A 15,793-nucleotide genomic window follows, 5' to 3' on the forward strand; every position below is an offset into this window, starting at 1 on the left:
GGCCGCATGACGCATGAGAGCGAACAGCAGCTGATTGACTGGCGCCGCGAACTGCACAGCTGGCCGGAATTATCTGGTCAGGAAGTGGAAACCACGGCACGGCTACGGCGCTGGCTGCAGCAGGCCGATATCCGCCTGGCGGATTATCCGCTGGAAACCGGCGTGGTTGCCGAAGTCGGACAGGGGAACACGCTGATCGCGCTGCGCGCTGACATTGATGCCCTGCCAGTGCACGAAGCCACCGGTCTCAGTTACCGATCGCGTAACAGCGGCGTCATGCATGCCTGCGGCCATGATATACACAGCGCGGTGATGCTGGGCGCTGCGCTGCAGCTGAAAGCGCAGGAAGATCGGCTGCCGGGCCGCGTGCGTCTGCTGTTTCAGCCGGCGGAAGAGAACGCTACCGGGGCGCGCAGACTGATTGGCGCAGGCGTGCTGGCTAACGTGCAGGCGATCTTTGGTATGCATAACGAACCCTCTCTGCCGGTTGGCCACTTCGCCACGCGCGCCGGGGCTTTTTATGCCAACGCGGATAAGTTCGTGGTGCGGGTACAGCCCGCGCCTGGTTCGGACAGCATTTTGATTGCCAGTCAGATTATTCAGGCACTGCAATCGCTGACCAGCCGCAGCTTTAACACGCTGGATAGCCTGGTGCTGAGCGTCACGCGCATTACCGCGCAAAAAGCCAGCCCGGCCGACGCCGGAGAAGCCGAATTCGGCGGCACGGTGCGCACTCATGATGCGCAGGTGCGCGCCGGGCTGGCGCAGCGCGCGCAGCAGATCGCCGAAGCGGTGGCGGCTGCCAGCGGAGCCCGTGCCACCTTCAGCTGGCATCCCGGTCCGCCGGTGCTGATCAATGACGCCCGCTGGGCGCAGTTCGCCAGTGAGGTTGCGCAGCAGGCTGGCTACCAGGTGCAAACGGCAGAACTGCACCTCGGCGGTGAAGATTTTGCCTATTACTTACAGCATGTTCCCGGCGCGTTTGTCAGCATTGGCAGCGCCAGCGCCTTTGGTCTGCATCACGGCGGATTCAATCCCGATGAAGCGTTGATTGCTCCTGCGGCCCGCTACTTCAGCCAGCTGGCGCAGCAGGCGCTGCAGCAGCTGGCGGCACGATGTCCCGATTCCCTTCTGAACTGATTACGTTTCCTTTACCTCCGGGCACGGCGCGACGGTTGATCGCCCGCTGTGCCACCGCACAAGAGAGAATGCTATGACTGCACGACAACTGCGACTGGGCACCATGCTGCATGGGGCATCCGGAAATATGTCCGCGTGGCGCCATCCGGCGGCTCAGGCGGATGCCAGCATCAGCTTTGACTATGCGCGCCGTATTGCGCGCAAGGCCGAGGCCGGCAAACTTGATTTTCTGTTTGTGGCCGACGGGCTGTATATCAATGAGAAGTCGATACCACACTTTCTTAACCGGTTCGAACCGCTGACGCTGCTCTCCGCGCTGGCCGGCGTTACCACGCATCTGGGCCTGGTGGGCACCGTCTCCACGTCATACAGCGAACCCTTCACCGTGGCGCGGCAGTTTGCCAGCCTTGACCATCTGAGTGGCGGCCGTGCCGGCTGGAATGTGGTGACGTCACCGCTGGAAGGATCGGCGAAGAACTTTTCCCGGCAGCAGCATCCGGAACACGCGCTGCGCTATCGCATCGCCGATGAGTATCTGCAGGTGGTGAAAGGACTGTGGGACTCCTGGGAGGGCGATGCGTTTGTGCGCGATAAAGCCAGCGGTCAGTTTTTTGATGCCAGCAAACTGCACACCCTCAACCACCACGGCGATTTCTTCCAGGTGCAGGGGCCGCTGAATATCGCACGCACACCGCAGGGGCGGCCGGTGATCTTCCAGGCCGGTGCGTCAGAAGACGGCCGCAGGCTGGCCGCGCGCCACGCAGACGCCATCTTCACCCATCAGGCGACGCGGGAAGAGGCGCAGGCATTCTATCAGGATGTGAAACAGCAGCTGGTGGCAAACGGCCGCGCGCCCGGCGATCTGCACATTTTCCAGGGCGTCAGCGTCATCGTCGGCGAAGATGCCGCAGAGGTTGAACACCAGTATCAGACCACCGCCGCGCTGGTATCGATTGAGGACGCGCTGAATTATCTGGGCCGCTTCTTTGATCATCACGATTTTTCGCAATATCCCCTTGATGCGCCATTCCCGGACATTGGCGACATCGGCCAGAACAGCTTCCGCAGCACAACGGATGAGATCAAGCGCAAAGCGCGCGAGCACGGCCACACCCTGCGCCAGGCTGCGCTGGAAGCCGCGACGCCGCGTCCGCTATTTCACGGCACGCCAGCGCAGGTGGCGGACGGGTTGCAGCACTGGTTTGAGAGCGAGGCCACCGACGGCTTCATTATTCAGGGCGGAACGCCGGATACCTTTGAACGCTTTGTTGACCAGGTGATCCCCATTCTGCAGGCGCGCGGCCTGACGCGCACGGCCTATCCCGGCAACACGCTGCGCGCCAGCTTTGGCCTGCAGGAGCCGCGAAATCAGTTCACACAACAATAACCACGAGAAAATATGATGCAGAAGAAAACCCTGATGATGCTGCTGTTGCTGGGCCTGAGTGGTGCAGCCAGCGCGGAAGACGTGGCGCTGAATGGGCAGGCTGTCAGCCTGGCCGCCAACAAAGTCCCGGTCAATACGCCTGCAAACCCGGCGGCCGTGGCGCAAATCCCGGCGGGACATCGTTTTGCCGTGCCCGGTGCCTTTACCGTTGCGGTGGCGGCACAGAACTCGCCGCCGCTGACCGTGTTCAGCGACGACAATAAAACCCTGCTGGGCAGCGAAGTGGATATCGCCCGGCTGGTGGCCGATAGCCTGGGCCTCAGACTCAACGTGGTCCCCACCTCATGGGAAGACTGGCCGCTGGGCGTTGCCTCCGGTAAATACGATGCGGCGATCAGCAACGTGACGGTGACCAAAGATCGTAAAACGCGTTTTGATTTCGCCACGTACCGTAAAGACTCCCTGGGCTTCTACGTCAAAACCAGCAGCCCGATTACCTCGCTGAACAAAGCAGAAGATATCGCCGGGCTGCGCATCATCGTCGGATCCGGCACCAATCAGGAGGCGATTCTGCTGGCGTGGGATAAAGCCAATCAGGCAAAAGGGCTGAAACCCTTTATTCCGGTTTACACCAAAGATGACGCGGCACAGACGCTGGCACTGCAGTCCGGCCGGGCCGATGCCTATTTCGGTCCGAATGTGATTGGCGCGTGGAAAGCCGCGCTTACGCATCAGACGCGGCGGGTGGGCAGCGTCGATGGCGGCTGGCCAAAAGCCGCCCACATCGCGGTCACGGTGAAGAAAGATAACGGTCTGGTACAGCCCATTAATACCGCGCTCAACGGTGTGATTAAAAACGGTGATTACGACAAAGTGCTCAACCGCTGGGGGGAAGGCGTGGAGCGGCTCGATCATTCTGAAATCAACCCGCCCGGACTGGGCGATTAAGGAGGCACCATGAGCCAGCAATTTTTCCGCGAAGTGTCGCCGGAAGCGCCAGAGCTGCAGCCGATTCTGCACGGCCTGTTTGGCGAATACGCCGCGCGCTACGGTGATTTTTTTCAGCAGCATAACGAAGCCGAACTGACTGAATGGTATCTGCCGCCGCGCGGGCTGTTTATCGTGCTGGAGCGGGACGGCGACATCATTGCGATGGGGGCCTACAAGCCTTACGACAGCGTCACCGCAGAGCTGAAACGTATCTGGACGCGCGGTGACCTGCGCCGCCAGGGGCTGGCGCTGCTGATTCTGCAGGAGCTGGAGCGCCGTGCGCTGCGTGCCGGCTACCAGCGGGTCTATCTCACCACTGGCTTCCGCCAGCCGGAAGCCGTGCAGCTTTACATCGGCCACGGCTATCAGCCGCAGTTTGAACTGCGTGACGATATGGAAGTGTACGGGCAGCCCCCGCATGATGGACGGCTGCGCTTTCTGAAAGTGATTGATGTACACAGCGAAGCCCGCGCCAGCTAAGGAGAGCCAGTATGCACCATGACACACGCTTAACGGTTGTCCCCGCGCGCTATCCGGCGCGCATTGTCGGGGCTGGCGTTGCTCTGTTTATCCTTGCGGCAGTGATCGATTCCATTGCCTTTAATCCGCGCTGGGAGTGGGCAGTGTTTGCCCGCTGGTTCTTTGACCCGGTCATCCTTAACGGGCTGGGCCAGACGCTGCTGCTGACGCTGTGCGGCACGGTGCTGAGCCTGATTTTCGGCGGTTTGCTGGCGCTGGCGCGGCTCTCCTCCTCCTGGCTGCTGAGCACGCTGGCCTTTGGCTATATCTGGCTGTTTCGCTCGCTGCCGCTGATCGTCGTGCTGATTATTCTGTATAACTTCTCGTACCTCTACGACACGCTGTCGTTTGGCGTACCCTTTACCGCGCTCTCCTGGGGCCATTTCCAGACCATTAACGTCCTGGGCCAGTTCCCGGCGGCGGTGATTGGATTAACGCTGGTGCAAAGCGCCTACAGCGCGGAAATTATTCGCGGCGGCTTTCTCGGCGTCGATCACGGTCAGTTTGAAGCAGCTTCAGCCCTCGGGCTTTCATCGTCGAGGCGGACGTTTCGCATCATTCTGCCGCAGGCGCTGCGCGCGATTATTCCTACCACCTTTAATGAGATCATCAGCCTCGCCAAAGGCACCTCAATGGTTTATGTGCTGGCGATGCCTGAACTGTTTTACACCATTCAGATGATCTACAACCGCACTCAGCAGGTTATTCCGCTGCTGATGGTGGGGGCCGCCTGGTATCTGATCATCACTACGGTTCTGTCGCTGTTACAGCACAGCGTGGAACGCTGGCTGGCTCGCAGCGTGAGCCGGGAACCTCAACCGTCGCGCTGGCGTCAGTGGCGCAATCGTCCTGCTAACGAGGAGCTTTCTCATGTCCGAAGCCATTGATTACCGCCCGCAGCACACCACCGGCGCCATCAGCATTACCGGCGTCAGCAAGTCATTCGGCCGGCACAAAGCGCTGGATAATGTCTCTCTGGCGCTGGCGCCAGGATCGGTCACCGTGATTCTCGGTCCATCCGGTTCCGGAAAATCCACGCTGCTGCGCACCATTAACCATCTGGAACGCGTTGATGAGGGTTTTATCCAGATTGACGGTGAGTACATCGGTTATCAGCGCCGGGGCGACAAACTCTATGAGCTGAAAGAGAAAGCCATCCTGCGGCAGCGCATCAACGTCGGTTACGTGTTTCAGAATTTTAATCTGTTTCCGCATCTGACCGTGCTGGAAAACCTGATTGAAGCGCCGGTGGCCCATCGGCAGCTGTCGCGTCGGGCGGCGATCGACCGCGCCGGAGAACTGCTGGACATCGTCGGGTTACGCCATAAAGCGGACGCCTGGCCGCGCCATCTTTCCGGCGGACAGCAGCAGCGTATTGCCATTGCGCGTGCGCTGATGCTGAACCCGCGCGTTATGCTGTTTGATGAGCCGACATCGGCGCTCGACCCGGAGCTGGTGGGCGAAGTGCTGGATGTCATCAAAAAGCTGGCGCGTTCGGGCACCACGCTGGTGATTGTCACGCATGAGATTGGCTTTGCGCGCGAAGTCGCAGACAACGTGGTGTTTATGGTGGACGGGCGGGTGGTGGAACAGGGCAGCAGCGGACAGGTGCTGAATCAGCCCCGGCATGAGCGAACCCGACGTTTTCTGGCGCGGGTGCTGTCATGAGGCGTTTTCGTTCTGTCGCCCTGATGGTGCTGATGCTGAGCGCGCCAGCGCTGGCGGCCGAGCGGCTGAACGCGCAGGACAATGAAACGCCTGTCCACATTGCGGCCAACCCGCAGGCGATCGCGAAGATCCCGCCGGGATTCCGTTTCGTGACTCCCGGCTATCTGACGGTGGCCACCTCGGCCAGCAATGCACCACCTATCGGCCTGTGGGCATCGGATAACCGCACGCTGACAGGCAGCGATCCGGATATCGCCCGCCTGCTGGCGGAGAGTCTGGGGCTGAAACTCCGGCTGGTGCCGGCGGCGTGGGAAGACTGGCCGCTGGGCATTAGCGCGGGCCGCTACGACGTGGCAATGTTCAACATCGCCGTGACGGAGGAGCGCAAAAAGAAGTTTGATTTTGCCACCTATCGTGCGGATAACCATGCCTTTGCGGTGAAAGCCGACAGCCACATCACCTCGATTTCGCGGCGTGAAGACATCGCCGGTAAGCGCATTATTGTCGGTTCCGGTACCAATCAGGAGAAAATCCTGCTGGGCTGGGATGCCAGAAACCGCGCTGAAGGCCTGGCCCCGCTGCAGCCCATTTACCTCAGTGATGATGCTTCGGCCACGCTGGCGCTGCTTTCCGGCCGCGCTGACGCAACGTTCGGGCCGCAGGCCACCGCAGCGTGGAAAGTGGCTTCCCGTGGTCAGACGCGCATCGTCGGCCACGGCCCGTATCGCGCCTGGGTGGCGGTAACCACCAAAAAGGGCAACGGGCTGGACGCTGCATTACAGCAGGCGATCAATGGCGCCATCGCCAGCGGTCAGTATCGTCAGGTGCTGACCCGCTGGGGTGAGCAGGAGGAAGGTGTGACAACGTCACAGCTGAACCCGCCTGGCATTGTTTATCCGTAAACCCAGGGCATGACCGGCAGGCACCGCGGGATGCGAGACTGGTTCTTACCGCCCGGCAGGGGGGGGTAATCCGGCGGAGGTTCACTGTCAGCGGGCACCGCGCCCGGGCCGGTGCCGTTCTGACGCGCCAGGCGTTACGCCTGCGGCGGTGGGATGGCGTGCGCCCGTCTGTTCGTTGCGGTTTTGCACCCGGAAGTATGGCGTTTTCTGGCAGGGAGTCGTGCCGCTCAGGCGGCCCCGACGGACTTTTTGATCCAGCTGACGGCTTCCTGCGCAGGCAGCGGTCGGGCAAAATGGTAGCCCTGAAACAGGTGGCACCCTTTATTACGCAGATGTTCAAAATACTCTTCGCTCTCAATGCCCTCAGCCAGCACATTCAGGCCCATGGCGCGTGAAAGCTCAATGGTCTTGTGCACAATAATCGCCGCTGAGGTGTTTTCGAAGATATGCATAATCAGGGATTTATCGATTTTAATGTCGTCGATGGCAAAATCGCTCAGTGATTTCAGCGAAGAGTATCCGACGCCAAAATCATCAATGGCCCATTTCACCCCCAGCTGGCTAAAATGGCGGATAACATTGCTGATGCGCGGCTGATCGTAAATAAACGTGGTTTCGGTAATTTCAAACTTAAGCCGTTCCGGCCGGATTTTATAATGCGACAGGGTCAGCAGCGTCTCCTGGGTAAAGTCGCGATGCATCAGCTGCAGCGGACTGATATTAATTGAGAACAGCAGCTGCTGACCGGGATAGTCGCGATCCCACGCTTCCATCTGCTGCAGCATATGTTCCAGCACCCAGCGGCCTATCGGAATAATCAGCCCGCTTTTTTCCGCTACCGGAATAAATACGCCAGGTGCAATAAACCCCTTCACCGGATGCTTCCAGCGTAACAGCGCTTCAAAGCCGATCAGTCTGCGTTCACTGTCCACCTGCGGCTGATAGTAAATTTCCAGCTGATTATGTGCGATGGCATCCGCAAGATCGCGCTTAATTAAATCCGTTTCCGAATAATTACCGCGATAGGTAAATACCGTCAGCAGCAGGGCACTCACCGGAATAAAGCAGTTCACAAAATAGAAGCCGGTCTCCTGTGGAATATTCAGCAGAAAACGGCCATTTTCCCAGATGAGCCCGGTACTGATAAAAAACAGATAGACGGCCAGGCAGATCAGCGGAAACACCCGACTGAGATACACCGATTGCAAACGCAATACCAGCGCCGCACCCGCCGTCAGCGCAATCAGGTAATTGTACTCAGAATGTTTGCCACTGAGGTGCTGATTATCCAGCAGAAAAAGCAGCACGATGATGCCGAGCAGCGCATGCGTAATAATATATAAATTGCGTGTCAGCCCGTTACTGAAGGCGGCCAGCGAAATGTAGCCGCCCAATAACGTGCTGAAGAGATACAGGCCGAAGAGGGTGAAATTATCACGTCCGAAATTAACTAGCAGCATATAGCAGCCAGCCAGAATGCTGGCGACACCGGCAATCAGTAATGTCAGCCGCAGTTTCTTTTCCGGGCTGTCACCACGCAGGATGAAGGGCAGGTTTCTTAAGCGTGTGTATCCTGACATCACATAAGAGATCATCAGCAGTTTCCGGTTTTATTGTCATCATTATTTCATGTTTGCCCGCGTTATTTTAAGGGTAAGCGAGACGGCTGTCACAGACGTTTTTTTTAAATTTATTGGTTCGCGTCTCGTTTTCAGATTTGCTTTAAATACACCGATTGGCCTGTCGTAAATATTTATGGCGCTATATTTAGCGGATGTGATGCAGCACAGCTGACGCCACGCAGCGATATGACCTGGCCGGGATTGTTTCTACCTTATGGCCGCCCCACAGGGTAGAATGCCAGGCGGGCTTTTTACCGAAATGATGATGACGCTGGCCTTACATACCGCTGCTTAATCTGACGACCAACCATAAGCATACTGATCGCAATGAAAATTCGCTTCTTATCTGCCAATGAACTTAAGCTGGCTGAAGTGCGTACCATCCTTGAACCGGTGGGCGTGGACGTTGTTCCCATCGCACGACGTATTGAAGAAATCCAGACTGAAAATGAGGTCGAACTGGTGCGCGATAAACTGACTAAAGCGTTTTCCATTATTGGCCGCCCGTTGTTTGTTGAGCATACGGGGTTATATCTGGATGGTCTGAACGGTTTGCCGGCCGGCCTGACACGCATCTTCTGGAGCCGCCTGAATGCAGAACGCTTTACCAAACTGGTCCGCGGTCTGGACAGTGCCAGCGTCACGGCAAAAACGGTGCTGGGCTATTGCGATGGCCGGAAAATGTATCAGTTTGAAGGCGAACTGCGCGGCACCATTGCGCCGCAGCCTGCCGGGCCGCGCGAATTTCAGTGGGACTGCGTGTTTATCCCGGAGGGCCACACGCAGACGTTCGCTGAAATGGGGGAACTGAAAAACGAGATCTCCATGCGCCGTATTGCGCTGGACCGCTTCGCGACCTTTCTGAAAACTTCACGGGGCCTGGCATGAAACCGGAACTCAAGCGCGCCTATGACGCCGGAAAACTGATTCTGTTTGCCGGGGCGGGGATCTCCCGCAACCTCGGGCTGCCGGAGTGGCATGAACTGATTGCGCACCTGGCGAACGAACTGGGCTATGACCCGAAAATCTTCAATACCTACGGCACGCATCTGTCGCTGGCGGAATATTATAAGCAGCGCAAAGGGTCGCTGGGCCCGTTGCGCAGCTGGATGGATCGGGAGTGGCACCGGCCTGACATTGACGTCCGCAGTTCGGAAATCCACACCATGATCACTCAGGGCAACTTTTCCCGCATTTATACCACTAATTACGATCGCTGGCTGGAGATGGCGCACGAAGCGCATAACGTGCCTTACAGTAAGGTGGCGAACGCGGCCGATCTTGTCTCCCTGACCGAAGATAAGCGCCATATCATTAAACTTCACGGCGATTTTGACGACGATACCTCGATCGTTCTTGACGAAAGCAGCTACTTTGAACGCCTCTATTTTGACTCGCCGCTGGATATCAAACTGACGCACGATGTGATGGGGAACTCGGTCCTGTTTGTCGGCTACAGCATCAGCGATTTCAATATCCGCCTGCTGTTCTATCGCCTGACGAAGATGTGGGGCCGCACCGGTCTGGCGACGGCACGGCCGAAATCCTATCTGTTTACCAACCGCAACAACCCGGTGGCCAAAGAGGTGCTGGGGCAGTGGGGCATTGAGATGATCGTGTCGGAAGAGGACGACCCGCGTAAAGCGCTGGCCGCTTTCCTGCAGGAACTGCTGGCGTAATGCGCTGCTGCGCTTGCGCATCCATTCCGATCAATTTATACTGTATATAAACACAGTAAACGAGGTGCATCATGGCAGTCGAAACCAAATATGTTGTGGTCAGAAAGGGTGAAGAGAAGATGACGTTTGCCAATAAAAAAGACGCAGATGCCTGGGACAAAATGCTTGATATGGCCGATGCGTTCACCGACTGGCTGCAGCAACATCAGCCAGAGATGAATGAAGCGCAGGCCGAAGCGCTGGGTATGCTGCTGGCAGAACAGAAAGAGGCTGTTCAGCATATTCTGCGCACCAGCAAACTGCCAGAATCTGCTCCCGCCGCGGCGACAGACGACGCCAGCGCTGCCCCGGAAAAGAAAGTGCGCGCTGTTAAAGCGGCCTGATGCTGCCGGCATTGCGCGCCGTCCTTCCCGACGGCGTGCGACGCCAGCGTCAGTATTTCACCTGGTAACGCGTACTGCGTCCGCCGCCGGGTAATTTCTCCAGGCACCCCTTTTCCACCAGTTCCGCCAGATGGCGTGTGGCGGTGGCCTTACTCACTTTTGCTACCTTCTGATACTGGCTGGCGCTGATGCCTGCCGCAAAACCCTGTTCACCGCCATCCAGCAGGCGATTCAGCACCCGCGTCTGTTCGGCATTCAGCTCTGCAGAATTATGCTGCAGCCAGAAACGCGCTTTGTTTTGCATACGCGTGACGGTGGCCAGTGCCTGTTCCAGGCTGTCATCCAGCACCTCCAGAAACCAGACCAGCCACGCGGTGACGTCGAGCGCGCCGCGCTGCGTCTCCTGCAGAATGCGGTAATAGTCGGCGCGTCGGGCCAGAATCGACGCTGACATCGCGTACAGGCGAATGCTCTGACTATCCGCCTGCGCCAGCGCCAGGTCCGTCAGCGCGCGCGTGATACGCCCGTTGCCATCATCAAAAGGATGCAGCGTGACAAACCACAGGTGACAGAGCGCGGCGCGCAACAGCGGGTCCAGCAGCACATCATCACGACTGTGGTTAAACCAGTCGATAAACGCCGTCAACTGCTGCTCCAGCCCGTTACGCGGCGGTGCCTCAAAATGCACTGTCGGCCGATCAATACGCCCGGACACCACCTGCATCGGCTCGTCACCGCGCAGCATGCCAACGTTGAGTCGCTTCAGTGACCACTCGCTGGCCGGAAACAGCCACTGATGCCACTGAAAGAGGCGCGTCAGGGTCAGCGGCTGTTCGCGCTGGGTAATGGCATCCATCATCATGGTAGCCAGACCTTCTGAGCGCTCGGACACCGGATACGGCTGTGCCAGTGAAACCCCTAAGCGGCGCGCCAGCGAGGATCGTACCGACTGCGCGTTAACCCGTTCATCTTCAATGGCAGACGAAGAGAGGATATTGGTCAGCAGCGTATCCAGCGTCTGTGCATCACTGTCATCCGCCACGCTGGCGCGGCCCAGCAGCATGCCGCGCTTTTGCTGCAGCTGGCGCAGAAGCGGTAAGAGCTGTTTTTCCTGCCAGCTGAAGTGCGGCCAGTCAGGCTGCTGCCAGATCCACATTGATTGATGCCTCCAGAGCCGATTTCGGTCACGGTACGGTTTGCCTGTTGAGCCGAATAAATAGCTTAATCGGCTCAATGAATGAGCTGAATATTAGCGGTTATTTGGCTCACAGGCCAGTGAAATCAGGAAAGGTGAGGCAGGCGCATCCCGGCTCGGCCGGGATGCTGAGAGGAATCAGTGCGAGAACAGCGTGAAGGTGCCGGAATAATAGCTGACCATCCAGGCCACGTAAGCCAGCCATATCACCAGTAACCCCGCCAGACGCATTTTACCTGTCATGTTTTTATCCTCGTGTGATGCGGCGCATACGCCAGTGAGGAATAAGCTGACATCAGCGCGACAGAGCGATCTTGCGCCAGATCAACATCGCGTCAATTGGCGTCTCTGCTGCACTAAAAAGCCGGCGGCGGTGAGGCAGATCGCGAAACGTCCTTTGTTACCGCTTCAGCCAGGCGGGGCTATCAAGTTATCCGCATCCGGGCCGATAGAGATCGACAGGACGGCAGCTGCACATGGAGTGATTCATTTTTGCGAGAAAAGTGTCAACTCCAGGAGCGCCAGCATGGCCACGAACACCTTAAAAACAAAAAAAATGAGCACCCGTACGCAAATGCTGCTGACGGGCGCGTTAACCATCACCCTCGGCTTTGCCGTCACCATTGGCGTGCTAAGCTGGCAATCCAGCCGCGAGCAGAAATCTCTCGCGGAAAACTACCTGCAGCAGATCGCACAGACGCAGGCGCTGCAAATTCAGCAGGAGCTGAGTTATGCCCGCGATGTGGCCCACAACCTGGGGCATAGCCTGATAGCGCTGCCGGAGGCCGGCATCACCGACCGCAAGGCGGGTGATAAGCTGATACAGTCGGCACTGCGCGATAATCCCGATTACCTCTCCGTCTCCGTGATCTTTGAAGAGAACGCGTTTGATGGCCGCGATGCAGAATTTGCCACGCAGCCGGGCATTGCACCCAAAGGACGCTATGCGGTGTTTGTCGATCGCGACGCCGCCGGCACATTCAACATGCATCCGCTGACCTCCATCTTTACGCCGGGCCAGGGCGATTACTATCTGGTCCCGCAAAAGAGCCAGAAGGACACGCTGATCGAGCCTTACAGCTACGCCTATAACGGCGTGCCGACGCTGCTGACGTCGGTAGCCGCGCCGATTGTCAGTAAAGGCAAGCTGCAGGCGGTGGTGACATCTGATATTTCACTGGCGTCGCTGCAGGATAAAGTCAATAAAATCAAACCCTGGGAAGGTAGCGGCTATGCCATGCTGCTCTCCAGCGCCGGTAACGTGGTGTCTTATCCGGATAAAAGCCAGGCCAGCAAACCGTGGAAAGGCGATACCCATCATTTCAGCAGTGCGGTGGTTGAACAACATGACGCCCTGCTGGGAGAAGATGCGCTGGTGACCTGGCAGCCGGTGGTCATCGGCAACAGCGATCTGAAGTGGTATCTCGGCGTGGTTGCACCGGTCAGTAAAGTGATGGCCGCGGCGCATCGGCAGCTGATTAACGCGCTGATTCTGATGGTTATCAGCATTCTGGTAGTCAGCGCGCTGCTGGGGCTGGTATTCAGCCGGAAAGTGCTGAAGCCGATTGGCGGTGAGCCGCGGGAAGCCGTCAGCGTGGCGCTGGCCGTGGCGGATGGCAAACTCGACAACGTCATTACGCTGAAAGCACAGGATAACAGCAGCCTGTTCTACGCGCTGCACACCATGCAGAATCAGCTGCGGGATATCGTCGGGCAGATTCAGGATGCCAGCGCCTCGGTGCGGCAGGGAGCGGGCGAAATTGCCAGCGGCAACCTCGATCTCGCTTCACGTACCGAACAGCAGGCTGCCGCGCTGGAGCAAACCGCTGCCAGCATGGAGCAGATCACTGCAACGGTGAAACACAACGCCGCCAATGCGCATCAGGCCACTACGCTGACGGAAAATGCCACCCGCATTGCCAGCCGCGGTGAGGTGCTGGTGGGTGAAGTGGTACAGACTATGGCCCAGATAGACGACAGCGCGAAGAAGATCGGCGACATTACTGCCATCATCAACAGCATCGCCTTCCAGACCAACATCCTGGCGCTGAATGCGGCAGTGGAAGCCGCACGGGCCGGCGAACAGGGCCGCGGCTTTGCGGTGGTGGCCTCAGAAGTGCGCAATCTGGCCCAGCGCAGCGCCGACGCCGTGAAAGAGATCGCGGCGCTGATAGAAGAGTCGGGTCAGCGCGTGGGCAGCGGCGTACAGCTGGTGCAGGACGCAGGCAAAACCATGCAGGAGATGACGCAGGCGGTGAGTTCCGTACGCGCCATCATCGGGGAAATTGCCACGGCCTCCGACGAGCAGGCGCAGGGCATCGGTCAGGTGACCATTGCGGTCAACGAGATGGATGGTACCACGCAGCAAAACGCCGCGCTGGTGCAGCAGATGTCGGCCGCTGCCAGCTCGCTGGAAGATCAGGCCGCCCAGCTGGCGCTGACCGTCGGGCGTTTTCAGCTAAGCTGATAGCCTTCGGTCAGGTAAACCGGGTAAAGTCGTGGCCTGCGTGCCACGATTTACCTTACCCGGAGCCAGCGATGTACCGTCATGACCTGCTTGAGTATGTTCAGCAGCATTATCAGATTGCGCCGGATTTCCCGTGGAAAAAGCACAGCGACTACGCGGTGCTGCGCCACCCCCGACATCGCAAATGGTTTGCGCTGGTGTTTCCGCTCGAACCCCACAAGCTGGGGCTGCCGCCCGGGCCGCCGCTTGATGTCATCAATGTTAAAACCCGCCCTGAACTTTCCGGTTCGCTGCGCCTGCAGCCCGGCGTCTTTCCGGCTTATCATATGAATAAAGAACACTGGCTGAGCCTGACGCTGACGCAGGGGCTAGCCGATGAGGCGATTCTGGCGCTGCTGGATGAGAGCTTCCGCCTGACGTTTTAGCACTGTGCCGGGCAAACAATCACGCACGGTACAGGCCGGAAAACGCCTGGAGAGGATGCGATGGATCTGTTTATGTTTTATGTGGGTGGCAGCGCGGGCAAAGCGAATATTGAAGTGCATGACATTCAGTTTGTCGCTGCGCGCAAGCCCCGGGAAGCCTGGCCGGCGCTGCGTGAAGCCTGGTTTGGCGACGCTGATAAAATTCATATTGATGGCTATGCGCGGATCACCTGGGCGGACGGTTACCGGGTGATGCTGTCAGAGAAACCGGAAAAAAGTGACCGGCGGCTATTTTTCGTTAATGTCGGTGCTTATCATCCCGCCTCGCTGGCTGAACGCCACGCCTTTGATCTCTTCGTGGCGAAAAACGCCAGAGAGGCCAAAGCCAAAGCGCTGGCAACGCTATTGCCGGGGGCGAACCATCAGCACAAAGACAACCTGGCCGCCGTTGATGATTGCCTGCTGCTGGATAAAATCGGTGACTGGTATGTCACCCTGACGCCCCAGGCGGAGGGAGAACCGCTCCGGCCAGCGTGGCAGGGCTATCAGCCGATTGGTCTCAGACAACGTTCATAACGCGTACCGCAGAAAGCACACCATAAGGAGCCGCTATGTCACCACAAATTGGCGTGGGCGTATTAATTTTTCGCGCCGGGAAACTGCTGCTGGGGCAGCGCAGAGGCAGCCACGGTGCGGGGACCTGGTCCACCCCTGGCGGGCATCTGGAGTACGGTGAAACGCCTGACGATTGCGCGCGACGCGAAGCCGCAGAAGAGACCGGCTTGCGCATCGGCAGCCTGAAAAATGGCCCCTTTGTCAGTAATCTGTTTCCGGAAGCCGGGAAGCACTACATTACGCTGCTAATGGTGACCCACGACGCCAGCGGGGAAGCACAGCGGCTGGAGCCGGAAAAGTGCGCAGGCTGGCAGTGGTTCGCGCCAGAGGCGCTACCGGCACCGCTGTTTGCCCCGCTGCAGAGCATTATTACGCGTGATGGTCTGGCGGCGCTGCAGGCGCTGGCGCAGCCGGCAGGGCAATAATCGCCTCTATCTCTATTTTCAAATCGGGCGAAAACAGCTGTGCGATCTGCACCAGCGAACTGGCAGGCAGGTGATCGCCGTAATGCCGGAACAGCACCGCGCGCAGTGCATCGATATCGGTAAAGGAGGTGACAAACAGCGTGACTTTAACCAACTGCTGCAGCGAGGTGTTCTCCTGCGCAGCCAGCAGATGTAACTGCTGAAAGATCGCCTCCGCCTGGGCCGCCATATCCGCCTGCTGCGCCGCTGTGCCAAACGCGGTGAGCCCGGAAACATACAGCGTATCGCCATGCCGCACGGCGTGAACATAGGGCGCTTTCACCGCCCCCAGTTGCGGATAGTTTTTACGAACCAGCATACCGACTCCTGTAAGGGT

At 58.5% G+C, this 15,793-nt stretch carries 17 protein-coding genes; 14 read left to right on the forward strand and 3 right to left on the reverse strand.

The window, feature by feature from the left end:
- The first annotated feature begins 6 nt into the window (after positions 1–6).
- From D8B20_RS18150 to D8B20_RS18180, 7 genes are all read left to right on the forward strand, one after another.
- Positions 7–1,140: an amidohydrolase gene (locus D8B20_RS18150; RefSeq protein WP_145890916.1), complete on the forward strand. Its 1,134-nt coding sequence runs from the start codon at positions 7–9 to the stop codon at positions 1,138–1,140.
- Between the two features lie 73 nt (positions 1,141–1,213).
- Positions 1,214–2,527: an LLM class flavin-dependent oxidoreductase gene (locus D8B20_RS18155; RefSeq protein ID WP_145890918.1), complete on the forward strand. Its 1,314-nt coding sequence runs from the start codon at positions 1,214–1,216 to the stop codon at positions 2,525–2,527.
- 15 nt (positions 2,528–2,542) lie between these two features.
- Positions 2,543–3,475 carry an ABC transporter substrate-binding protein gene (locus tag D8B20_RS18160; protein ID WP_145891620.1) on the forward strand — a complete coding sequence of 311 codons (933 nt, stop codon included), beginning with the start codon at positions 2,543–2,545 and terminating at the stop codon, positions 3,473–3,475.
- A 9-nt stretch (positions 3,476–3,484) separates the two neighbouring features.
- Positions 3,485–3,997: a GNAT family N-acetyltransferase gene (locus D8B20_RS18165; RefSeq protein ID WP_145890920.1), complete on the forward strand. Its 513-nt coding sequence runs from the start codon at positions 3,485–3,487 to the stop codon at positions 3,995–3,997.
- Positions 3,998–4,008: 11 nt separating this feature from the next.
- Entirely contained in the window at positions 4,009–4,923 is a 915-nt protein-coding gene (locus D8B20_RS18170) for an amino acid ABC transporter permease (RefSeq protein WP_145890927.1), read from the forward strand.
- Positions 4,907–5,704, forward strand: coding sequence for an amino acid ABC transporter ATP-binding protein (locus D8B20_RS18175; protein ID WP_145890929.1), 798 nt, complete (start codon positions 4,907–4,909; stop codon positions 5,702–5,704). The genes D8B20_RS18170 and D8B20_RS18175 overlap by 17 nt, the downstream gene beginning before the upstream one ends.
- Positions 5,701–6,606 carry an ABC transporter substrate-binding protein gene (locus tag D8B20_RS18180; RefSeq protein WP_145890931.1) on the forward strand — a complete coding sequence of 302 codons (906 nt, stop codon included), beginning with the start codon at positions 5,701–5,703 and terminating at the stop codon, positions 6,604–6,606. The genes D8B20_RS18175 and D8B20_RS18180 overlap by 4 nt, the downstream gene beginning before the upstream one ends.
- A 227-nt stretch (positions 6,607–6,833) precedes the next feature.
- Here D8B20_RS18180 and D8B20_RS18185 read toward each other — a convergent pair whose 3' ends face one another.
- Positions 6,834–8,201, reverse strand: coding sequence for a putative bifunctional diguanylate cyclase/phosphodiesterase (locus tag D8B20_RS18185; protein ID WP_145890933.1), 1,368 nt, complete (start codon positions 8,199–8,201; stop codon positions 6,834–6,836).
- A gap of 354 nt (positions 8,202–8,555) precedes the next feature.
- On the opposite strand from D8B20_RS18185, the gene D8B20_RS18190 reads away from it, so the two are divergent.
- From D8B20_RS18190 to D8B20_RS18200, 3 genes are all read left to right on the forward strand, one after another.
- Positions 8,556–9,116 carry a non-canonical purine NTP pyrophosphatase gene (locus D8B20_RS18190; RefSeq protein WP_145890935.1) on the forward strand — a complete coding sequence of 187 codons (561 nt, stop codon included), beginning with the start codon at positions 8,556–8,558 and terminating at the stop codon, positions 9,114–9,116.
- Positions 9,113–9,907 (forward strand): SIR2 family protein, encoded by a 795-nt coding sequence (locus tag D8B20_RS18195; protein WP_145890937.1) that lies wholly within the window; start codon positions 9,113–9,115, stop codon positions 9,905–9,907. The genes D8B20_RS18190 and D8B20_RS18195 overlap by 4 nt, the downstream gene beginning before the upstream one ends.
- Positions 9,908–9,978: 71 nt before the next feature.
- Complete coding sequence (locus D8B20_RS18200; protein WP_145890939.1) at positions 9,979–10,290, forward strand: YebG family protein; 312 nt, start codon at positions 9,979–9,981, stop codon at positions 10,288–10,290.
- Between the two features lie 49 nt (positions 10,291–10,339).
- Here the strand turns inward: D8B20_RS18200 and D8B20_RS18205 are convergent, their stop codons facing one another.
- Complete coding sequence (locus D8B20_RS18205) at positions 10,340–11,446, reverse strand: Fic family protein (RefSeq protein WP_145890941.1); 1,107 nt, start codon at positions 11,444–11,446, stop codon at positions 10,340–10,342.
- Between the two features lie 565 nt (positions 11,447–12,011).
- On the opposite strand from D8B20_RS18205, the gene D8B20_RS18210 reads away from it, so the two are divergent.
- From D8B20_RS18210 to D8B20_RS18225, 4 genes are all read left to right on the forward strand, one after another.
- Positions 12,012–13,952: a methyl-accepting chemotaxis protein gene (locus D8B20_RS18210; RefSeq protein ID WP_145890943.1), complete on the forward strand. Its 1,941-nt coding sequence runs from the start codon at positions 12,012–12,014 to the stop codon at positions 13,950–13,952.
- 71 nt (positions 13,953–14,023) lie between these two features.
- Complete coding sequence (locus D8B20_RS18215; protein WP_145890945.1) at positions 14,024–14,377, forward strand: MmcQ/YjbR family DNA-binding protein; 354 nt, start codon at positions 14,024–14,026, stop codon at positions 14,375–14,377.
- 60 nt (positions 14,378–14,437) lie between these two features.
- Complete coding sequence (locus D8B20_RS18220; protein ID WP_145890948.1) at positions 14,438–14,953, forward strand: DUF1543 domain-containing protein; 516 nt, start codon at positions 14,438–14,440, stop codon at positions 14,951–14,953.
- A gap of 35 nt (positions 14,954–14,988) precedes the next feature.
- Positions 14,989–15,417, forward strand: a complete 429-nt coding sequence (locus D8B20_RS18225) for a nucleotide triphosphate diphosphatase NUDT15 (RefSeq protein ID WP_145890950.1) — start codon at positions 14,989–14,991, stop codon at positions 15,415–15,417.
- On the opposite strand, the gene D8B20_RS18230 is transcribed toward D8B20_RS18225, so the two are convergent.
- Positions 15,362–15,775 (reverse strand): RidA family protein, encoded by a 414-nt coding sequence (locus D8B20_RS18230; RefSeq protein ID WP_145890952.1) that lies wholly within the window; start codon positions 15,773–15,775, stop codon positions 15,362–15,364. The genes D8B20_RS18225 and D8B20_RS18230 overlap by 56 nt on opposite strands.
- Between the last annotated feature and the right edge of the window lie 18 nt (positions 15,776–15,793).

The organism is Candidatus Pantoea soli, assembly GCF_007833795.1.
Classification (GTDB): Bacteria; Pseudomonadota; Gammaproteobacteria; order Enterobacterales; family Enterobacteriaceae; genus Pantoea; species Pantoea soli.